The 19,170-nt window shown below is 72.7% G+C and carries 22 protein-coding genes; 9 read left to right on the top strand and 13 right to left on the bottom strand.

Features of this window, described 5'->3' with window-relative positions; translation table 11 throughout:
- Positions 1–55 precede the first annotated feature (55 nt).
- Entirely contained in the window at positions 56–1,036 is a 981-nt protein-coding gene (locus ACIP64_RS03065; protein WP_401580985.1) for a LysR family transcriptional regulator, read from the top strand.
- On the opposite strand, the gene ACIP64_RS03060 is transcribed toward ACIP64_RS03065, so the two are convergent.
- A complete protein-coding gene (locus ACIP64_RS03060) occupies positions 1,023–1,223 on the bottom strand; it encodes a DUF5999 family protein (protein WP_360902044.1) in 201 nt (66 codons plus the stop codon). The two genes, ACIP64_RS03065 and ACIP64_RS03060, sit on opposite strands and share 14 nt — an antisense overlap.
- A gap of 121 nt (positions 1,224–1,344) precedes the next feature.
- Entirely contained in the window at positions 1,345–2,124 is a 780-nt protein-coding gene (locus ACIP64_RS03055; protein WP_401580984.1) for a dienelactone hydrolase family protein, read from the bottom strand.
- A gap of 389 nt (positions 2,125–2,513) precedes the next feature.
- Here ACIP64_RS03055 and ACIP64_RS03050 point away from each other — a divergent pair, with 389 nt between their 5' ends.
- Positions 2,514–3,065, top strand: coding sequence for an excalibur calcium-binding domain-containing protein (locus tag ACIP64_RS03050; protein ID WP_401580982.1), 552 nt, complete (start codon positions 2,514–2,516; stop codon positions 3,063–3,065).
- 49 nt (positions 3,066–3,114) lie between these two features.
- On the opposite strand, the gene ACIP64_RS03045 is transcribed toward ACIP64_RS03050, so the two are convergent.
- Positions 3,115–4,230 carry an adenosine deaminase gene (locus tag ACIP64_RS03045; RefSeq protein WP_401580980.1) on the bottom strand — a complete coding sequence of 372 codons (1,116 nt, stop codon included), beginning with the start codon at positions 4,228–4,230 and terminating at the stop codon, positions 3,115–3,117.
- Between the two features lie 405 nt (positions 4,231–4,635).
- Between ACIP64_RS03045 and ACIP64_RS03040 the strand changes: the two genes are divergently transcribed.
- Complete coding sequence (locus tag ACIP64_RS03040; RefSeq protein ID WP_401580978.1) at positions 4,636–4,980, top strand: ATP-binding protein; 345 nt, start codon at positions 4,636–4,638, stop codon at positions 4,978–4,980.
- 68 nt (positions 4,981–5,048) lie between these two features.
- On the opposite strand, the gene ACIP64_RS03035 is transcribed toward ACIP64_RS03040, so the two are convergent.
- The 5 genes from ACIP64_RS03035 to ACIP64_RS03015 form a co-directional block, all read right to left on the bottom strand.
- Positions 5,049–5,249: a PspC domain-containing protein gene (locus tag ACIP64_RS03035; RefSeq protein WP_360902029.1), complete on the bottom strand. Its 201-nt coding sequence runs from the start codon at positions 5,247–5,249 to the stop codon at positions 5,049–5,051.
- Between the two features lie 85 nt (positions 5,250–5,334).
- Positions 5,335–5,826, bottom strand: a complete 492-nt coding sequence (locus tag ACIP64_RS03030) for a VanZ family protein (protein ID WP_401580977.1) — start codon at positions 5,824–5,826, stop codon at positions 5,335–5,337.
- Positions 5,827–5,879: 53 nt separating this feature from the next.
- Complete coding sequence (locus tag ACIP64_RS03025; RefSeq protein ID WP_401580975.1) at positions 5,880–6,569, bottom strand: hypothetical protein; 690 nt, start codon at positions 6,567–6,569, stop codon at positions 5,880–5,882.
- Positions 6,566–8,119, bottom strand: coding sequence for an ATP-binding protein (locus tag ACIP64_RS03020; RefSeq protein ID WP_401580973.1), 1,554 nt, complete (start codon positions 8,117–8,119; stop codon positions 6,566–6,568). Before ACIP64_RS03020 ends, ACIP64_RS03025 begins: the two co-directional genes overlap by 4 nt.
- Positions 8,116–8,793 (bottom strand): response regulator transcription factor, encoded by a 678-nt coding sequence (locus tag ACIP64_RS03015; RefSeq protein ID WP_319658662.1) that lies wholly within the window; start codon positions 8,791–8,793, stop codon positions 8,116–8,118. The genes ACIP64_RS03020 and ACIP64_RS03015 overlap by 4 nt, the downstream gene beginning before the upstream one ends.
- A 187-nt stretch (positions 8,794–8,980) precedes the next feature.
- Between ACIP64_RS03015 and ACIP64_RS03010 the strand changes: the two genes are divergently transcribed.
- Entirely contained in the window at positions 8,981–9,823 is an 843-nt protein-coding gene (locus ACIP64_RS03010; protein WP_401580971.1) for a SigE family RNA polymerase sigma factor, read from the top strand.
- A gap of 138 nt (positions 9,824–9,961) precedes the next feature.
- Here the strand turns inward: ACIP64_RS03010 and ACIP64_RS03005 are convergent, their stop codons facing one another.
- On the bottom strand, positions 9,962–10,582 hold the full coding sequence (locus tag ACIP64_RS03005; RefSeq protein ID WP_401580970.1) for a uridine kinase: 621 nt from the start codon (positions 10,580–10,582) through the stop codon (positions 9,962–9,964).
- A 188-nt stretch (positions 10,583–10,770) separates the two neighbouring features.
- On the opposite strand from ACIP64_RS03005, the gene ACIP64_RS03000 reads away from it, so the two are divergent.
- A complete protein-coding gene (locus ACIP64_RS03000; protein ID WP_401580968.1) occupies positions 10,771–11,124 on the top strand; it encodes a hypothetical protein in 354 nt (117 codons plus the stop codon).
- Between the two features lie 342 nt (positions 11,125–11,466).
- Positions 11,467–11,772 (top strand): hypothetical protein, encoded by a 306-nt coding sequence (locus ACIP64_RS02995; RefSeq protein ID WP_401580966.1) that lies wholly within the window; start codon positions 11,467–11,469, stop codon positions 11,770–11,772.
- A gap of 58 nt (positions 11,773–11,830) precedes the next feature.
- On the opposite strand, the gene ACIP64_RS02990 is transcribed toward ACIP64_RS02995, so the two are convergent.
- The 3 genes from ACIP64_RS02990 to deoC are packed head-to-tail and all read right to left on the bottom strand — an operon-like array spanning position 11,831 to position 15,256.
- Entirely contained in the window at positions 11,831–12,772 is a 942-nt protein-coding gene (locus ACIP64_RS02990; RefSeq protein WP_401580964.1) for an aldehyde dehydrogenase family protein, read from the bottom strand.
- A complete protein-coding gene (locus ACIP64_RS02985; RefSeq protein ID WP_401580962.1) occupies positions 12,765–14,252 on the bottom strand; it encodes an aldehyde dehydrogenase family protein in 1,488 nt (495 codons plus the stop codon). Before ACIP64_RS02985 ends, ACIP64_RS02990 begins: the two co-directional genes overlap by 8 nt.
- Before the next feature lie 8 nt (positions 14,253–14,260).
- On the bottom strand, positions 14,261–15,256 hold the full coding sequence (deoC, locus tag ACIP64_RS02980) for a deoxyribose-phosphate aldolase (protein WP_401581168.1): 996 nt from the start codon (positions 15,254–15,256) through the stop codon (positions 14,261–14,263).
- Between the two features lie 131 nt (positions 15,257–15,387).
- Between deoC and ACIP64_RS02975 the strand changes: the two genes are divergently transcribed.
- From ACIP64_RS02975 to ACIP64_RS02965, 3 genes are all read left to right on the top strand, one after another.
- Positions 15,388–15,954, top strand: a complete 567-nt coding sequence (locus tag ACIP64_RS02975; protein ID WP_401580960.1) for a SigE family RNA polymerase sigma factor — start codon at positions 15,388–15,390, stop codon at positions 15,952–15,954.
- Positions 15,951–16,982 (top strand): hypothetical protein, encoded by a 1,032-nt coding sequence (locus ACIP64_RS02970; RefSeq protein WP_401580958.1) that lies wholly within the window; start codon positions 15,951–15,953, stop codon positions 16,980–16,982. The genes ACIP64_RS02975 and ACIP64_RS02970 overlap by 4 nt, the downstream gene beginning before the upstream one ends.
- 67 nt (positions 16,983–17,049) lie before the next feature.
- A complete protein-coding gene (locus tag ACIP64_RS02965; RefSeq protein ID WP_401580956.1) occupies positions 17,050–17,712 on the top strand; it encodes a PH domain-containing protein in 663 nt (220 codons plus the stop codon).
- Positions 17,713–18,385: 673 nt separating this feature from the next.
- On the opposite strand, the gene ACIP64_RS02960 is transcribed toward ACIP64_RS02965, so the two are convergent.
- Positions 18,386–19,150, bottom strand: a complete 765-nt coding sequence (locus tag ACIP64_RS02960; RefSeq protein WP_401580954.1) for a DUF5707 domain-containing protein — start codon at positions 19,148–19,150, stop codon at positions 18,386–18,388.
- Positions 19,151–19,170 lie beyond the last annotated feature (20 nt).

The following is a 19,170-nucleotide window of genomic DNA, read 5'->3' as shown; positions in this document are numbered from 1 at the left end:
GCTAGGACCGGCCCGTTTCATGCGTCCAATGCACGGACTGGCCATAATCGTTCCCATGACGCATGAAGCGAGGTCAACGGCTCCGGTTCCGTCGCCGAGTGACGCGAGCGACATGCGCGCGGAGCTGGACAGCGCCTCCTGGGCGGCCGTACTCGCGCCCCGGCTCGCGCAGTTCGCGGCGGTCGCGCGGCACGAGCACGTGACACGGGCGGCGCGTGAGCTGGGCATGCCCCAGTCGACACTGAGCCGGGCCATGGTCCGGCTGGAGATCGATCTGGGCGTCACGCTCTTCGCCCGCCAGGGGCGCACCGTGTCGCTCACCCCCGCCGGCCGGGGCTTCCTCGCCTCCGTGGAGCGCGCGCTGGCGGAAGTGGAGCGGTCGGCGGAGTCGGCACGCGCCGGCGCCGACCCGGCCACCGGGCGCGTCGCCTTCGGATTCCTGCACACCCTCGGCTCGGAGACCGTACCGGCCCTGCTGCGCGAGTTCCGCGTCGACCACCCGCGGGTGCGCTTCCAGCTCGTGCAGAACTACAGCGAGGCGATGCTGGCCGGGCTGCGCGCGGGTCAGCTGGACCTGTGCCTGACCTCACCGGTGCCGGACGCGCCCGATCTGGTCACCCGGCGGCTGGACGAGCAGCGGCTGCGGCTGGTCGTCCCCGACGGCCACCGGCTCGCGGGACGGCGCAGGATCCGGCTTGCGGAGGCCGCCGGTGAACTCTTCGTCACGCTCGAACCGGGCTACGGGCTGCGCCGGATCGCCGACACACTGTGCGCCGAGGCCGGGTTCACCCCGCGGGTGGCCTTCGAGGGCGAGGAGACCGAGACGCTGCGCGGCCTGGTCGCCGCGGGCCTGGGGGTGGCACTGCTGCCGCCGCCGCTGGTGCCGCGTCCCGGTGTGGTGGAGCTGACGGTGACGGCGCCGCGCGCGGTGCGCGAGATCGGGGTGGCCTGGCTCGGCGGTCACCCGGACACGGCGCCGGTGGCGGCCTTCAAGAAGTTCCTGATCGGGCGGCGCGGCAGGCTCATCCCGGGGTGAGCAGCGTGTCCGTCGGGCGGCGCGGATCGACCACCCGGCCGTCGGGCAGGATCTCGCCGGTGTCCTCGAAGAGCAGGACGCCGTTGCACAGCAGACTCCAGCCCTGCTCGCTGTGGGACGCCGTGGCCAGCGCCGCCTCGCGGTCGGGAGCGTCGGCGGACGGGCATTGCGGCTGGTGCAGACACATGACGGACCTCGCTTTTCCACCGGCTGCCGCGATGCTCCCCCGCCCCCCTGACACCGGCCGTACGTCCGTACGGCGCGCAGGCGAACGCCGGGACAGCTCTTGGTGCCGGGGAGAGGCCTGTTCAGTGCAGCGGGGCGCGGCCGAACCCCGCCGCCAGCGGCATGCGCAGGCCGAGCGGGGGAGGGGCGGCGAGCGCGTCGGCGACGGGACGCGCGAAGGACCGCCCCAGCAGCGTCCCGAGGACGAAGTCGGCGGCCAGGGCGGAGACTTCGGAGCGGTGCTCGGTCAGCAGGTGGCCGTCGGAGTGGACCTCGAAGCGGCACACGTCCCGGTTGACCTTCTTGGCGCGTTCGGCGAGCCGGTAGGACAGGTCGGGGTGGGTGGAGTGGTCGTTCGTGCCGTGCACGATCATCACGTGACGGCCGATCAACTGCTTGACGGGGTCGGGCTCCAGCGCGTCGGGCAGCCAGGGCGCTATCGCGACCACGGAGTCGACGGCCGTGTGCCCGGCCGCGCGCAGCGCCGCGCGGCCGCCCATGTCCATGCCGACCAGGGCCACCGGCACGTCGCCGTAGCGCTGCACTACCTCGTCCACGGCCCACTCGGCGTCCTGCGCGGGGTGGGCGTGACCGCCGTTCCAGCCGCGGAAGCGGTAGTGCACGACGTGCACGGCCAGTCCCTCGCCGCGCCCTGCCGCCCGTACCAGCCGCCGGGCCAGGGGCACCATGGCGGCGGCCGCCACCGGCGAGCGCCGGCGCGTGCTCAGCGCGCTGCCCCCGGGCAGCACGAGTACGGCGGCCCGGACCGTGTCGTCCGATTCCCGCCGTGCCGCCGGGGTCAGCCCCGGTGTGACTCTCTTTCCCAACCGCGCACCACGCACCGGTAAAGCTTGCGAAGCCATGGCGTAACCATGGCAGACGGGAAGGTGTGCACGACCTGGCCGGGAGGTCAATATTCAGCATCATCCACAAGTTCTACGCGCGTACGGCTGTGCCGGGTCCGCCGCCCTCCGGAGAGGACGGCCGCCCGGCGCGGCATTGCGTCACGTACCGGTGGAACCCGGACGCGGCCGCCTTGTTCGCGCGAAACCCGGTGCCGGCGCCTTCCGTTGTCGTAGCCTCTCGCTACTGTGTGCTTCCTGTGAAGGGGGAGTGGCGGCCTTGTGTCGCCCGGTTGTTCCCCGGCACGCGTGCCGCCCGGTCCCTTCGGGAGCGTGAGCTGGGGTTCGACGCCCCGGCCGGGTGCCATGCGGACAGCGCTGTCCGCAGGGGTATGGGGAGGGACAACCGAATGAGCAACAGCCCGCAGCAGCCGCAGGGGTGGGGACAGGGGCCGCAGCAGCAGGGATGGGGCCGGCCGCCCACGCATCCGTACGACACGTCCGGGGCGCCGCGCGTACCGGACTCCCGGCCGCTGCACCGGCGCAAGCGCGTCTGGTTCGCGGGGATCGGGGTGTTCGTGTTCGCCGTGGTGATCACCGCCGCGGCCACGGGGAACGAGGCCGGCCAGGCCAATGCGACGGCGAAGGCCGCCCCGACGGTCACGGCGAGGGTCACCGTCACCGCGACGGCCACGGCCACCGTCACCGCGTCCCCCGAGCCCGGCCCGACGGTGACCAGGACCGTCACGGCGAAGCCGCTGCCCCGGGTGACGGTGACCAGGACCGTCGAGGCCGCCTCCGGGTCCGGCGGTGGTGGCAGCGACAGCGGGGGAGGCGGCGGCAGCGCCTACTACGCGAACTGCACCGCGGCCCGCGCCGCCGGGGCCGCCCCGCTCCACGTGGGCGACCCGGGCTACCGCAGCGGGCTCGACCGCGACAGCGACGGAGTCGCCTGCGAGTAGCCGCCCGCGGGGGCCGGGACGGTCCGCGTCCCGGCCCCGGGCCGGCACCTCACCCCTGGAACAGCCACTCGCTGCGCAGCGCCGAGTAGCCCGGCTTGATCACCTCGTCGATCAGCGCCAGCCGCTCGTCGAACGGGATGAAGGCCGACTTGAGCGCGTTGATCGAGAACCACTCGAAGTCCCGCAGCGTGTACCCGAACGCGGCCGCCAGGTGCTCGAACTCCCGGCTCATGCTCGTCCCGCTCATCAGCCGGTTGTCGGTGTTCACCGTCACCCGGAACCGCAGCCGGCGCAGCAGCCCGATGGGGTGCTCCTCGTACGAGGACGCCGCGCCCGTCTGGAGGTTCGAGGTCGGGCACATCTCCAGCGGGATGCGCTTGTCCCGCACGTACGACGCCAGCCGGCCCAGTCGCACCGAGCCGTCGTCGGCGACCTCGATGTCGTCGATGATGCGGACGCCGTGGCCGAGCCGGTCCGCGCCGCACCACTGGAGCGCCTGCCAGATCGACGGCAGCCCGAACCCCTCGCCCGCGTGGATGGTGAAGTGGAAGTTCTCCCGCTGCAGGTACTCGAAGGCGTCCAGGTGGCGGGTGGGCGGGAAGCCCGCCTCGGCGCCCGCGATGTCGAAGCCGACCACGCCCGCGTCCCGGTACCGGATCGCCAGTTCCGCGATCTCCTGTGAACGCGCCGCATGCCGCATCGCCGTCAGCAGCGCCCCCACCCGGATACGGCGGCCGTCCTCGCGGGCCCGCCGCTCCCCCTCCCGGAAGCCCTCGTTGACGGCCTCGACGACCTCCTCCAGGCCCAGGCCGCGCTCCACGTGCAGCTCCGGAGCGAACCGCACCTCCGCGTACACCACACCGTCGGCCGCGAGGTCCTCGGCGCACTCCGCGGCGACCCGCACCAGGGCCTCACGCGTCTGCATCACGCCGACCGTGTGCGAGAACGTCTCCAAGTACCGCTCCAGCGACCCCGAATCGGCCGCCTCGCGGAACCACACCCCGAGCTTGCCGGGGTCCTCCTCCGGCAGCCCCTCGTAGCCCGAGGCGCGGGCCAGGTCGACGACCGTCCCCGGCCGCAGGCCGCCGTCCAGATGGTCGTGGAGCAGCACCTTCGGCGCGCGCCGGATCTGCTCAGAACTCGGGATCACGCTCTGGCTCGTCATTTCCGCACTCTAACTCCTACGCGCATAGAACGGACTCCGATCCGGCCTCGGTGCCCCGCAGTTCCGATGCGGACCGTCAACGCGACGAAGTCGGCGTTCATCCCTTTCGCTGAACGACCGGCCATGATCGATGACGTCCGCCGGCCCGGGTGTGCGGAGGCCGAGGGCCGCGCGGCCGTTCCGTCCGGCGTCCGCCGCACCCCCCTCGGCCAGCGGTTCCGCGTCCGGCGGGCGGTGGCCGGCGGGGCGGGCGCGGGCCCGCCGCGCGGCGACGGCGCGCCGCGCGACGGCGCGCCTCCGCTTGCGCCCGGGTGCCCCGCCTCGCTACGTTCCGGATTCCCGCGGTTACGGCCCGTGTGTCGACGCGGCGGGCGCTCCATCTCCCCCATCACGAGGATCGCAACCATGAAGACCGGAACCGTCAAGACTCTCGGTGCCGCCGCGCTGGGCGTGGCCTTCGTCGGTGCCGCCGCGGGCGCCGCATCCGCCGCCCCGTCGACGACCGACATGGGCCTGCCCCAGGTGCCGAACCTGCCGGCCACTTCCCTGCCGGTCAACCAGGTCGCGCAGGCGGTCCCGCTCGACTCGCTCGCCGGCAACCTGCCCAAGACGGGCAGCGTCGTCCCGGGCGCGCAGAACACCCCCGTGGCGGTGAACACGCTGCTCGGCGGTCTGCCGCTGGGCAAGCTGCCGATCGGGCAGCTCCCCATCGGGCAGCTCCCGCTGCAGGGCCTGCCCATCGGCGGCTGACCCCGCCCGCACGTGAGGGCCGCACCCCCGACCGGGGGTGCGGCCCTCACGCATTGCGGCGCCGGCGGCTACAGGGCGGCCGAGGGACGCCCCTCGGCGGGCAGCACGATCCACAGCGCCAGGTAGAGCAGGAACTGCGGGCCGGGCAGGAGGCAGGACAGCAGGAAGATCACGCGCATCGTGGTGTGCGAGGTGCCGAACCGGTCGGCGAGCCCGGCGCAGACCCCGGCGATCATCCGGCCGTGACGCGGGCGGACCAGAGCGGACATGGCGGGTGCTCCTTCGGGAGTTCCAGGCCGGTCCCTCCGGCCGATGACACCACCGTAGAAGCGCATACCACCTCGAATCGTCGCTCTACGGGGCGACTCCGACCCTGGGAATCCTCGGGGTCCGGCCCTGAGAACCGGCCGCGCCGGGGGCCGTGACCCGCGCGCCGCGCCGCCGCAGCCAGGCGCGCGCGGCCGGTACGACCGCGAGGTGGGCCAGGGCGACGCCCACCGTGTTGAGCAGCAGGGCGTCGACGTCGAAGATCTGACCCGGCACGCCGGTCTGCATGAACTCCAGGGTCAGCGAGATCATCAGCCCGGCGAAGACCGTCCGTGCGAACGAACCCGGCCCGGAGACCCGTACCCGCCCCCCGGCCATGGGCAGCAGCACCCCCAGCGGCGCGAGCAGCACCAGCCCCGCGCCCAGTTCGCGGAACGCCTCCAGGGGCGGCAGGGCGAGGTCGGTGCGGATCGTCGCCAGGGGGCGCAGGTTGGGCGCGTCGACCCAGGCGACGTACTGCGGTCGCAGCAGCATCCATCCCACCAGAGTCAGATGAACCGCGGCGAGTACCAGGCCCACCGCGCGCACTTTCGGGGAAGAGCCGTCGCGCCGCACGAATGGAAGGACGTCCGTCACTTCACGGCGGTTCCAGCGGTTTCGGCCGCGCCGGGGTCCGTGCGCAGGTCGCTGGTACAGGTGTAACGACGCACCTGGGTGTCGTCGGAACCCCCCAGCACCACCGAGCCGCCGGAGGACAGCGACGGATCGGCCGCATAGGTGCACACCACCTGCGCCAGCGCGAACGGCGGCAGCTCCGACAGCGGCGCGCTCAGCCGCAGCGCGTCCCGCGGATCGCCGGGATGCGGTCCCTCCACGGCCAGGTCGCCCTGCACGGCGGTGCCGAAGCCGGCGGTCGCCTCGGTCATCCCGAGGCGTTGCTGGAGTTCGCGCAGCAGCGCCACGGCGGTGCCGAGCCGGGTCAGCCCGGCGAGGGCGACCGCGCGGTGCACGTCGGCGACCTGCGAGCTGCACACCAGGTACACGGTGACGACGGACTCCGCGGCGGACGGCGCCGGCGCCGAGGCCGAGGCGGAGGCCGACACCGTGGCGGAGGCGGACGCCGTCGTCGCCCGGGGGCTGTCCGGGACCGCGCACGACACCCGCGAGGGCGCCGGTCCCGCGTCCACCGGCACGGAGGTGGTGCGGATGCCGCAGCCGGCCGCCAGTGCCGCGCACACCACGGCGAGGAGCGGGGCGCGCCACCTGCGGGCGGCGCCCGGAGCCGCAGGCGACGGGGCGGTGCCCCGGAACGGCTGCGTCATGTGTTCACGTTCCCTTCCTCGGGCTCCGGGGCGAGGTCGTCCCCGCCGCCCATCGGCAGCCGCAGCGTGAAGACCGCGCCCCCGCCGGGGGCGTTGGCCGCGGTGATGCCGCCGCCGTGGATGTGCGCGTTCTCCAGCGCGATCGACAGGCCCAGGCCGCTGCCCTCGGAACGGGCGCGGGAGGCGTCGGCCTTGAAGAACCGGTCGAAGACGTGCGGCAGGACGTCCTCGGGGATGCCGGGGCCGTTGTCGGCGACCTCCACGACCAGCTCGTCGCCGTCCTGCCGCACCTTGACCCGGACCGGGGAGCCGCCGTGCTTGAGGGCGTTGCCGATCAGGTTGGCCAGGATGACGTCCAGGCGGCGCGGGTCGAGCCGGGCGATGATGCCGCGCGGGGCGTCGAGTTCGACCGCGTCGAGCCAGGCGCGGGTGTCGATGCAGGCGGTGACCATGTCGGAGACGTCCACCGCGTCCTCGACGAGCCGGGCGGTGCCCGCGTCGAAACGGGTGACCTCCATGAGGTTCTCCACCAGCTCGCCCAGCCGCTTGGTCTCGCTCACCACCAGCCGCACCGCGGGGGCGATCATCGGGTCGAGGGAGTCCGCCTCGTCCTCCAGCACCTCGGTGACGGCGGTGATCGCGGTCAGCGGGGTGCGCAGCTCGTGCGACATGTCGGCGACGAAGCGGCGGCTGGCCGCCTCGCGCTGGCTGAGCTCGTCCACGCGCCGTTCCAGGCGCTCGGCGGTGCGGTTGAACGTCCGCGACAGCTCGGCGAGTTCGTCGGTGCCGGTGACGCGCAGCCGGGTGTCGAGCTTGCCCTCGCCGAGCCGTCGGGCGGCCTCGCCGAGCCGTGCCACCGGCCGCAGCACGGTGGAGGCGGCGGCCTGCGCCAGCAGCGCGGCGCCGATCAGGGCGAGCGCGGTCGCGATGCCGAGCGACCAGGCCAGCGAGTTGAGGTCCTTGCGCTCGGCCTCCAGCGACTTGAACATGTAGCCGGTCGGGCCGCCCCCGATCACCTTGGCGCCGCCCACCAGGTAGGGCTGGCCGCCGCGGGTGATCCGCTGCCAGTACAGGTGGTACTCGGCGGGGTCGCCCTGCTTGGGGTTGCGCTTCTCGACGGCCTTGCGCAGCGACGGCGGCACCGCGTCCAGGGAGAGGCCGTCGCTGCTCGACTTGGTCGCGCAGCGCTCGCCGTCCGGCCCGGTGCCGATGAGGATGACCTGGTAGTTCTGGGTGCTCGACCCGATGCTGCGGGTCGCCTCGGCCAGCTTGTCGCAGGACGGATGGCGCGGCAGCGACCCCGCGTTGCGGGTCATCGAGGCGCGGAAGTCGTTCAGCGCCGCGTTCTGGGCGCGGGTCAGCACGGCGTCGCGGTTGAGCCAGTACGCGATGCCGGAGGCGGACACGGCGGCGGCCAGCGCCACGGCGGCGAAGACCACCACCAGGCGCAGCCGCAGGCTCGTGAGCCGCAGCAGTCGTGATCGCCAGCCGTTCAGCCGCTGCTCCGCGGCGTCGTCCTCGGCGGCGTACTCGTGATGCCCTGGATTCACGCCGGGGCGTCCAGGCGGTATCCGACGCCTCTGACGGTACGGATCAAGGTGGGCGACGACGGCACGTCCTCGATCTTCGCGCGCAGCCGCTGCACGCAGGCGTCGACCAGGCGCGAGTCACCGAGGTAGTCGTGCTCCCACACCAGGCGCAGCAACTGCTGCCGGGACAGCGCCTGCCCGGGCCGGCGGCTGAGCTCCAGCAGCAGGCGCAGTTCGGTGGGGGTCAGTTGCAGGTCCTCGCCGTTCTTCGTGACGGTCATCGCGGACCGGTCGATCACGATGCTGCCGAAGGCCGCCGAGTCGGAACTGTCGCGCTCGCCGCGGCGCAGCACCGCGCGGATGCGGGCGTCGAGCACCCGCGGCTGGATCGGTTTGAGGACGTAGTCGTCCGCACCGGACTCCAGGCCCACGACGACGTCGATGTCGTCGCTGCGGGCGGTCAGCAGGATGATCGGCAGCTGGTCGGTCCGCCGGATGCGCCGGCACACCTCGAAACCGTCGATCCCGGGCAGCATGACGTCCAGCACGATCAGGTCCGGCCGCTGTTCGCGCAGCAGCTTCAGCCCGTCCTCGCCCGTCGCCGCGGCCACCACTCGGTGGCCTTGGCGCGACAGGGCGAGTTCGAGGCTCGCTCGGATGGCGTCGTCGTCCTCGATCAGCAACAGGAAAGGCACGCCCGCATTCTCCACCAAGGATGGCCGCGGAAGGTACCTGTGGCGTCTGTGACGGGCCTGTGACACTCGGCGGACAGCGTCATGAAACTGGCCCGGCAGTCTATTGGTCACGGCGAGGGCATCCCTGGGGGGAGCCCCTGCCGGACCGAGACAGACACCAGGCAGGCTCCACCCACGGGGGCGCGAAATGAACGCACTGCACAGCACGACGACGGCAGTACTTCAGCCGCTCCCGCTCGTCTCCCACCAGCAGGTCCGTGGGGAGGAGCTTCGCCCGGCCGCCGCGGTGCACACCGCGGGGCGGGGCGTGGAGAAGTCCGGTGCCACGGGCGGGCGGGGGTGCGCGCGTGGCGCCGGGCGTGGGGTGATCCGCAACCGGCCGCCGTACTTCACGGCGATCGAGGGCGGTCACGGGGGACACGGGGGTGTCGCGTACGGAGAGGCCACGGGGGCCTCGGGGGATCTCGCCGGCCCGGCCACGGGCGGCGAGGGGGAGCGGCGGCTCTCGGCGGAGGCGGACTTCACCGCCTACGTCCAGGAGCGCCGGGCCTCTCTGTACGCGACCGCGTACCACCTGACCGGTGACCGGTTCGAGGCGGAGGACCTGCTGCAGAGCGCGCTGTTCTCCACCTACCGGGCCTGGGACCGGATCAGCGACAAGGCGGCGGTCGGGGGCTACCTCCGCCGCACCATGACCAATCTGCACATCAGCGCCTGGCGGCGCCGCAAGCTCAACGAGTACCCGACCGAGGAACTGCCGGAGACGGTGGGCGACTCCGACGAGATGCGCGGCACCGAGCTGCGCGCGGTGCTCTGGCAGGCGCTCGCCAAGCTGCCGGAGACCCAGCGCACGATGCTGGTGCTCCGCTACTACGAGGGCCGGACCGACCCGGAGATCGCCGACATCCTCGGCATCAGCGTCGGCACGGTGAAGAGCAGCATCTGGCGCTCCCTGCGCCGGCTGCGCGAGGACCAGACGCTCAGCGCGGGCGTCGACGAGGAAGGGGCGTTCGGCGAGCTGGTGGCCTGACGCCGCGGAGCCCCGGGGGGATCGGGGGAGCGGGGGCTCCACCGCGGGGGGACGGGGGAGAGGGAGCGGTTGCGTACGGCGGGGGGTCCGTGCGCACCGCTCCCTCGTGCATGTGTACGGGCGTGCGCGCCGATCCGTTCAAACCTGAACGGGAACCGGCGCGAATCGCGCACCGGCGATCCGATCCAGCGCCTCGTCCCGGTCGCACACATAGGCCCCGAGCGCCGAGTGCCGTGCCACGATGCGCCGTTCGGCCCGCATCAGGTTCCAGCCGCGGCGCAGCAGGAAGGGCACCGACTTGCGGCCCTCGCGCAGGTCCCGCACGAAGCGGCGGCGGGCGGTGGTGACCGCTCCCCGGCTCAGGCACAGGGCGTCGGCGAGCAGCCCAAGACCGGCGCAGCGCCCCACGATGTCGGCGGCGAAGATGCCCTCGGCGATGAACACCGGTGCCCCGCCGAGCTCCACCGCCGTGCGGCCGACGACGGAGCTGGAGGAGATGTCGTAGTCGGGGACCTCGGTCCGGCCGGTCGCGCACAGTTCGGCGACGGCGGTGAGGGCGGCGTCCGCGTTCCAGGAGACGGGCGAGTCCCAGTCGGTGCCGGCGCCGCTCGCGAGCCGCGGCAGGGTCGGGTCGTCGCCCTCCTTGTAGAAGTCGTCCAGGCGGAGGATCGGCAGTCCGGTGCGGGCGGCGAGGGAGGACTTGCCGGACCCGGAGGGACCGGTCAGCAGGATCACGCGGGCGGCGGGGTGGGAGCTCACGGAACACCAGTGTGAGGCATTCGGCCTTTGGAGTGACCCGCGGGGACATGTTTTGGACGCGTGATGTTCAACCGCATACCGTACGTGGCGACATCGTCGCGCACGGAGACGGCCGACGGCCCGCGAGCGAGCCTCTTTCGGCGTCCCCGGCCCGGCACCGGTTCAGCGACCAGGCAGGTGGACTCTCGATGCCGCAGCTCCCCCGTACCCTTCTCCGCGCCGCAGCCCTCGCCGTGTCGTCCGTCGCCGCCCTCGCGGTGGCCGGGACGGCGCAGGCGGGCGCGGCGCAGCCCGACGGGCAGGGAAGCTCCGACAAGGCCGGCAAGGAGACCGCGTCGGCCCTCGTCGGCACCATCAACTACCTGCCGGTCAACCCGCTGGCGCGCACCAGCGTCAACCCGCTGGACAACGCGGTGGGTTCGCAGGTCAGCGACTTCAAGCCGGTCTCCACCGCCATGCTCACCAAGCCGGTCGCCGACAGCCGCTCGGTCGCCGATCTGCCGCTCGTCGGCGGCCTGGTGCGCAAGCTCCAGGGGCACTGACCGCACTGGCCCCACTGGCCCCACTGGCCCCACTGGCCCCACCGACTGGGGTTTCCGCTTCGCCCCGCTCCGACCAGCGATTTTCGGTCAGGCGGGGCGAACTGTCCCGCGTGAATGAGGGACAACTTCGGTGTGAAGCCCTTTCTGTATTCGGACCGATGGGGCGTCCGGCGCCGCACCGACCACTACATTCCGCGAACCGAGATCAGCCAGGTCGGCGGCTCGGGTCCGACGGGGAGATGGGGTGGGGTACAGGTGATGGCGGCACGCAGGGACCGCGGACCTGCGCCGGGGGCACGGTGGAGCGTCGAGCGGTCCCCGGACGGGGGCCATCACTGGCGCATGAAGGCATACAACGGCCGGGTGGTGGCGGTGGCGGCCGAAAGCAGGCCGGATCCCGTCGCCTGTCTCGCGGACTTCACGCTCCTCAAGAGCGAGATCGACAACCTCACCTGTGTGATGCTGCACGCCCCCGGGGACGGCAGCGGCTGGTGCTGGTCCGCGCGCGACGCGCAGGGCCGCACGCTGGCCGTCTCGCCCCGCGCCTACGAGCGGTACTCGACCTGCCAGACGGCGTACGAGCGCTTCGTCTCCTTACTCGCCGGCACGACGACGGGCGATGCCGGCGCGGCGGAGGGCGCCGGGTGAGCGCGGCCGTGGTGCGACGGGCTCCCCGGCGGCGGGAGGGGCCGCCGGGGAGTCCGGTTCAGTAGGCGGAGCCGGAGCCCGCGCCCGCACCCGCCGGGTGCCACACGGTCTTCGTCTCCAGGAACGCGGTCATGCGCTCCGTGCCGGGTTCGGCCGACCAGTCCACAGGCTGTGGACGCAGCACCCGCTTCAGGTTGTCGGCGGCGGCCACCTCCAGCTCCCGGGCCAGTTCCGCGTCGTGCGCCGCGCCCGCGAGGTCGATGGCGTTGACGTCCTGGTGCGAGGCGAGCGTCGGCGCGACCTCGGACGTCCGGCCGGACAGCAGGTTGACCACACCGCCGGGCACGTCCGAGGTGGCCAGCACCTCGCCCAGCGACAGCGCGGGCAGCGGGGCCTTCTCGCTGGTCACGACGACCGCCGTGTTGCCGGTGGCGATCACCGGGGCGATCACCGACACCAGGCCGAGGAAGGACGACTCCTGCGGCGCGAGGACCGCCACGACACCGGTGGGCTCGGGGCTGGAGAGGTTGAAGTACGGCCCCGCCACGGGGTTGGCGCCGCCGACGACCTGGGCGATCTTGTCCGTCCACCCCGCGTACCAGACCCAGCGGTCGATCGCGGCGTCCACCACGGCGGCCGCCTTGGACTTCGACAGCCCCTCGGCCTCGGCGACCTCGCGCACGAACTGGTCCCGGCGGCCCTCCAGCATCTCCGCGACGCGGTAGAGGACCTGGCCCCGGTTGTACGCGGTCGCGCCGGACCAGCCGGCGACGGCCTTGCGGGCGGCGGAGACCGCGTCACGGGCGTCCTTGCGCGAGGACTGCGGGGCATTGGCGAGCCAATCGCCCTTGGAGTCGGTCACCTCGTACACCCGCCCGCTCTCGCTGCGGGGGAACTTGCCCCCGACGAACAGCTTGTAGGTCTTGAAGACGGACAGCCGTGCCGACTCTGCCTTCTCCGCCTTGTCCGCCTTGTCCGACTTCTCTGCCTTCTCAGACATCGAGGTACCCCTCCAGACCGTGGCGGCCGCCCTCGCGGCCGAAGCCCGACTCCTTGTAGCCGCCGAAGGGCGAGGTCGGGTCGAACTTGTTGAACGTGTTGGCCCACACCACACCCGCGCGGAGCTGGTTCGCGACCGACAGGATGCGCGAGCCCTTCTCCGTCCAGATGCCGGCCGACAGGCCGTACGGGGTGTTGTTGGCCTTCTCCACGGCCTCGGCCGGGGTGCGGAAGGTCAGCACCGACAGCACCGGGCCGAAGATCTCCTCGCGGGCGATGCGGTGCGCCTGGGTGACACCGGTGAACAGCGTCGGCGCGAACCAGTAGCCGGACGAGGGAAGTTCGCACGCGGGCGACCAGCGCTCGGCGCCCTCGGCCTCGCCGGCGTCGGCGAGCGCGGTGATCCGCGCCAGCTGCTCGGCGGAGTTGATGGCGCCGACGTCGGTGTTCTTGTCCAGCGGGTCGCCGACGCGCAGCGTCGACAGCCGGCGCTTGAGCGCGTCCAGCATCTCGTCGGCCACCGACTCCTGGAGCAGCAGCCGGGAGCCGGCGCAGCAGACCTGGCCCTGGTTGAAGAAGATGCCGTTGACGATGCCCTCGACGGCCTGGTCGACCGGGGCGTCGTCGAAGACGATGTTGGCGCCCTTGCCGCCCAGCTCGAGGGTGACCTTCTTCTTCGTGCCGGCCACGGCGCGGGCGATCTGCTTGCCGACCCCGGTGGAGCCGGTGAACGCGACCTTGTCCACGTCCTCGTGCGCGACGAGCGCGGCACCGGCGTCACCGTAGCCGGGGAGGATGTTGACGACGCCCTTGGGCAGTCCCGCCTGGCGGCAGATGTCGGCGAAGAACAGCGCCGACAGCGGTGTGGTCTCGGCGGGCTTGAGGACCACGGTGTTGCCCGCGGCCAGCGCCGGGGCGATCTTCCACGCCAGCATCAGCAGCGGGAAGTTCCACGGGATGACCTGGCCGGCCACACCGAGCGGGCGCGGGTTCGGGCCGTAGCCGGCGTGCGAGAGCTTGTCCGCCCAGCCGGCGTAGTAGAAGAAGTGCGCGGCGACCAGGGGGAGGTCGGCGTCGCGCGTCTCCTTGATCGGCTTGCCGTTGTCCAGCGTCTCCAGCACGGCCAGTTCGCGCGAGCGCTCCTGGACGATCCGGGCGATGCGGAACAGGTACTTGGCGCGCTCGGAGCCGGGCAGCGCCGACCACGTGCCGAAGGCGCGGCGGGCGGCCCGCACGGCGCGGTCCACGTCCGCCTCACCGGCCCGGGCGACCTCGGAGAGCACCTCCTCGGTGGACGGGCTGACGGTCTTGAAGACCCGGCCGTCGGCGGCCTCGGTGAACTCGCCGTCGATGAACAGGCCGTAGGAGGGCGCGATGTCGACGACGGAACGGGACTCCGGCGCGGGCGCGTACGCGAAGGCGGAGCCGGGCCCGGGCTGCGGGGCCGTGCTCGTCCGCGGGTTCTGCGTGTTCTTGGTCATGGGAGGTCTCAGTCCACCGTCACGTAGTTGGGACCGGAGTAGCGGCCGGTGCTCAGCTTCTGGCGCTGCATGAGCAGGTCGTTCAGCAGGCTGGAGGCGCCGAAGCGGAACCACTCGTTGCTCAGCCACTCGTCGCCCACGGTCTCGTTCACCAGCACCAGGAACTTGATGGCGTCCTTGGAGCTGCGGATGCCGCCGGCGGGCTTCACGCCGATCTGGACGCCGGTGGCGGCGCGGAAGTCGCGCACGGCCTCCAGCATCAGCAGGGTGTTGGCGGGGGTCGCGTTGACCGCGACCTTGCCGGTCGAGGTCTTGATGAAGTCGGCGCCGGCGAGCATGCCGAGCCAGGAGGCGCGGCGGATGTTGTCGTACGTCGCCAGCTCACCGGTCTCGAAGATCACCTTGAGCCGGGCGGCGCCGCCCCCGGGGCGGAGGCAGGCCTCCTTGACCGCCTTGATCTCCTCGAAGACCTTCAGGTAGCGGCCGGAGAGGAAGGCGCCCCGGTCGATGACCATGTCGACCTCGTCGGCCCCGGCGGCCACCGCGTCGGCGGTGTCGGCGAGCTTGACAGGCAGCGCGGCGCGGCCGGCCGGGAAGGCGGTGGCGACGGAGGCGACCCGGACGCCGGAGGCGCCGAGGGACTCCTTGGCGATCGCGGCCATGTCGGGGTACACGCAGATCGCGGCGACCTGGGGGGCCGTGCGGTCGGTGGGGTCCGGCGTGACGCCCTTGGCGCACAGCGCCCGGACCTTGCCCGGGGTGTCCGCGCCTTCGAGCGTGGTCAGGTCGATCATGGAGATCGCCAGGTCGATGGCGTACGCCTTCGCCGTGGTCTTGATCGAGCGGGTGCCGAGGCTGGCGGCGCGGGCCTCGAGGCCGACCGCGTCGACGCCGGGCAGCCCGTGCAGGAAGCGGCGCAGCGCGGCGTCGGAGGACGTGACGTCGGACATCGACGCCAGCCTCGCCGCGGCGTCCGGGCCGTGAGCGGGAACTGTGGTGGGCATGGTCACCACATGAGCATATCTACGCGCGTAGCACATGTCACCACCCGAGTGGGGGATTCGTGAGGACCGGGGGCCGGGCCGAGCAACCGATTTCACGCGACCGGTGGTCTGGGAGGTGAAGGGGGTCATCGATGAATCCGGACGACGAGGCGCAGTTCCAAGGCTACGTCCGTGCCAGATGGGCCCATCTGGTGCGGACCGCCTATCTCCTCACAGGTGACAGGCATCACGCCGAGGACCTGGCCCAGACGGCGCTCGCCAAGGCCTACCGGTCCTGGCGCAGGCTCCAGCGCAGGGACAACCCCGACGCCTATGTGCGCCGGATCCTGATCACCTGCAACAACGACCGGTTCCGCAAGAAACGGGTGCCGGAGCGGCTGGTCGACGCACCGCCGGACGGCGCGGGGGCCGATCCGACGGCGCGGATCGCCCAGCGCGAGGTGCTGCTGGACGCGCTCGGCGAACTCCCCGCCCGGCAGCGGGCGGTGGTGGTCCTGCGGTACTGGGACGACCTGTCGGAGACCGAGGTCGCCCAGGTGCTGGGCTGCTCGGTGGGGACGGTCAAGAGCCAGGCCGCCAGGGGCCTGGCCAAACTCCGCGGCCACCTGGGGGCGGAAGCGGTGATGGCGGGCGCCGGCCCGGAAGAGGGGCCGGCGCGACACGGCGAGGTAGGCACAGGCAGGAGGAGGGGCCGATGAGCGGCATGGAGCAGGACGGACCGGACGGACGGGACCGGCAGGACCGGCAGGACCGTCCGGGCGGCACGGACAGCGGGAGCGGGGCGGCGGGGGAGCCGGAGGACACCCCGTTCGAGGCGAGGCTGCGCGATCTGCTGGAGCGGGAGACGGACGGATTCCGTCCCGGTGAGGCGCCCTACGCCTCGATCGTGCGGCAGGGCAGGAACGACCGCCGCCGGCGTCTGGCCGTGGCCGGAGCGGGCCTGGCGGCACTGGTGGCGGTGCCGTCGACGGCGGTGGCCGTGCACTTCCAGCCGGAAGGGGGCGGGGCGACCGGGCAGCCGGCCGCCGGAACCGTGCCCGCGAAGAGCGCCGGCACGGTACGTCCGCAGTCCTCCGCGCCGGCGGTGCGTGCCTCCCGCACACCGTCCGGGCCCGCGGGACCGGCCACGCCGGGGCAGCTCGTGGACGGGATCACGATGCGGCAGGCAGCCGAAGGGCTCGACAAGTGCCTGCGCTTCGACCGGAAGCATGCGTTCCCGGGGGACTCCCTCTCCTGGGCGGCCGAGGACTACCGCGTGATCCTCGCCCTGAGGGCCACCGGTGACGACAACTCGCCGGGGGACGGGTTCAGCGTCGTCGCAGTCGACAGGCTGCACTCGACGTCCCAGCGCCTGATCTGCGACATCAGGGACGGCCAGGCCTCCGGCATCAACTCCGGGGCCGACGACGACCCGGGCCGGGGCGCGGTCGCACCCGACATCAACGCCACGAAGCTCTACCAGCAGACGGTGCTCCCCGGCCACGCATGGAGGCTCCCCTACCGCTGGGGCAGCATCGGCACGGTCGAGCCCCAGGTCGCCCGGGTCACCGTCTCCTACGGAGGCGTCACCGAGGAGGCCGCGCTCGACCACGGCTACTACACGGCCACCGGCATACTCACCGAGTCCGTGACCTCGGCGCCGCGCGTCAAGGGTTACAACGCGGCGGGCACGCTGGTCTACGACTCGCGGCAGGACACCGCGTACCAGCAGAAGGTGAGTGGCTGACGCCGATGCACTAACGCAACCTCCGCCCCGCGAGGCAGCGGCGGCCCGTCGGGCACAATCTGATCTCATGACGAGCTCGCAGACCCCCGCCCCCGACCCGCAGCCCGATCCGGGGCAGCCGAAGTACGCCGACCGGTCCTACCGCTCGTCGGCCGGTATCGCCGGCGGTGTGGTCATGCTCGCCATCGCGCTGTGGCTCGGCATCGACGCGATGGTCCGGGGCGACGGCCGCACTCCCTGGGTCGCTCTGGCACTGCTGGTGCTGGTCGTGCCGTTGATCATCGCCTTCAGCCTGCGCCCGGTGGTGTTCGCGGGGGAGGACCGGCTGCGGGTGCGCAATCCCTTCCGGACCATCGTCGCGCCCTGGGCGGAGGTGGAGGGACTGCGTGCCGGGTACTCCACCGAGCTGTTCGCCGGGGCGAAGAAGTACCAGCTGTGGGCGGTCCCGGTGTCGATGCGCGCCCGCAAGCGCGCGGTGCGGGCCCAGTCCCGGGCGGCGTCCGGGAACGCTTCGGGCGCGACGGCGAAGGGGCGCTTCGGCGCGCCGGACGCCGCCGCCCCCACCCGGGCCTGGTCCGACCAGGTCGTCGCCGACTTGCGGGAGCTCGCCGAGAAGAACGCGGGCCGGGACACCGCCCAGGGCGAGGTCACGGTGCGCTGGGCGTACGAGGTGATCGCCCCCGCCGTGGCCGGGGCGATCGCCCTGGTGGTGCTGCTCGCCCTGGGGTGAACCGTCGTGGCGCTCGGGGCCGGGTGGCACCCGTGGCGTCGGGCCGCCCGAGTACCGCGGGCGGTCCCGCTCGGGGCCGGGACCCCGGGGCCGGCGCGTGACGGCTTCGCCCGGGAAGGCAGGAGGGCGATCGTGCCCGCCGCCCGGGTCGCGAGCAGCCGTGCGGCCGGACTGCCGCCGGTGAGGGGCGCTCTGTGGAGCCCCCGCACGGCAGGTCGTCCCGACGTCCGGTCGTCCGGCGTCCCGACGTCCCGACGCCCGGTCGTTCCGCTGTCCGCCGGACACGGCAGACGGTCCGTGCGGTCATGGATTACGGCGACCGGGCACCAGCCTGGCCCGGTGATATTTCAGATGTAGTGCCGCGCCTGGCCGTCGCGCGTCCGGGGACGGCGTGAAGAGCGAATGACCCAACCCCGTGGACGCCCTCTCCGTCAATAGGCCGCTCCCGCATGATCCACCCGCGAAAAGAGATCCCGGAAAACAAGAACGGCACGTCAGGACCGAATTCCGTAGGGCGGGCGCGCGCTTTGCTTCCGTGCGGAAGTTATTGCCGGTCCGGCGGATTCATCTTGAATTTGCCCCGCAGGACCCCCTTGCTCGCCGCATTCACCGATGGGGGAAAGAGTGCGGCGCCGGACCCCGTGGGGGCCCGGCGCCGGCGGCTGCTCAGGGCTCAGCGGACGTCGACGTAGTCGGCATCGGAGACCGCGGCCGCGGTGTCGGCCGTGCCGGCCCAGGACCAGCGGTAGGAACCGTCGAGGAGCGCCGGGACGGTGGTGGAGACAGTGCCGTCGGCGGCGGTCCTGACGGTCTTGACGGTGATCCAGGAGTCGCAGTCGGCCAGGCGGAACTGCAGCGCGACGGGGCGGCCGGCCGCGGCCGGGGCGTAGGCGCCCGCCGCCCAGTCGGCGTGCTGCACGCTGCCCTTGACGGTGAGGTTCTTGCCGAACTTCACCGGCTCGGGGGTGGCGTCGGCGGTCACACGGGTGTCGCGCTGCACGTTGAAGGTGGCGGCGGCGTCCAGGAAGACGGCGTCGCTGTCGGGAGCGATCGCGTAGGCGGAGAGGCTCCAGGCGCCGGCCAGCGAGCCGTCGGCCGGAACGGTGCCGGGCGTGAGGGTGAACGTCAGGGTGCAGGTGCTGGTGGTGGCAGTGGTCGGTTCGCAGGCCGCCGCCGAGGGCACGGTGACATCCTGGTTCTCGAACGTGCCGTGGTACAGGAACGCGTTGATCTGGTCCAGGCCGGACGGGTCCGTCGCGGTGACCTTGACGGTGAAGTCTCTCTCGGTCGTGCCGACGACGACGGGCCGGCCGTCGTTGACGACCACGCTGGTGATCTCGGTGTCGCCGTACTTCTGGTCCGCCTGGGCGGCCGGCAGGGCGAGAGCGGACAGGGCCAGGACGCCGGACGTGGCGGCGACGACTGAGCTAATACGCATGCGAATTCCCCAAGGTGAGT

The sequence above is a fragment of the Streptomyces sp. NPDC088733 genome (assembly GCF_044751185.1).
Lineage (GTDB): Bacteria > Actinomycetota > Actinomycetes > Streptomycetales > Streptomycetaceae > Actinacidiphila.
This window is presented reverse-complemented; position numbering and strand designations above follow the sequence as displayed.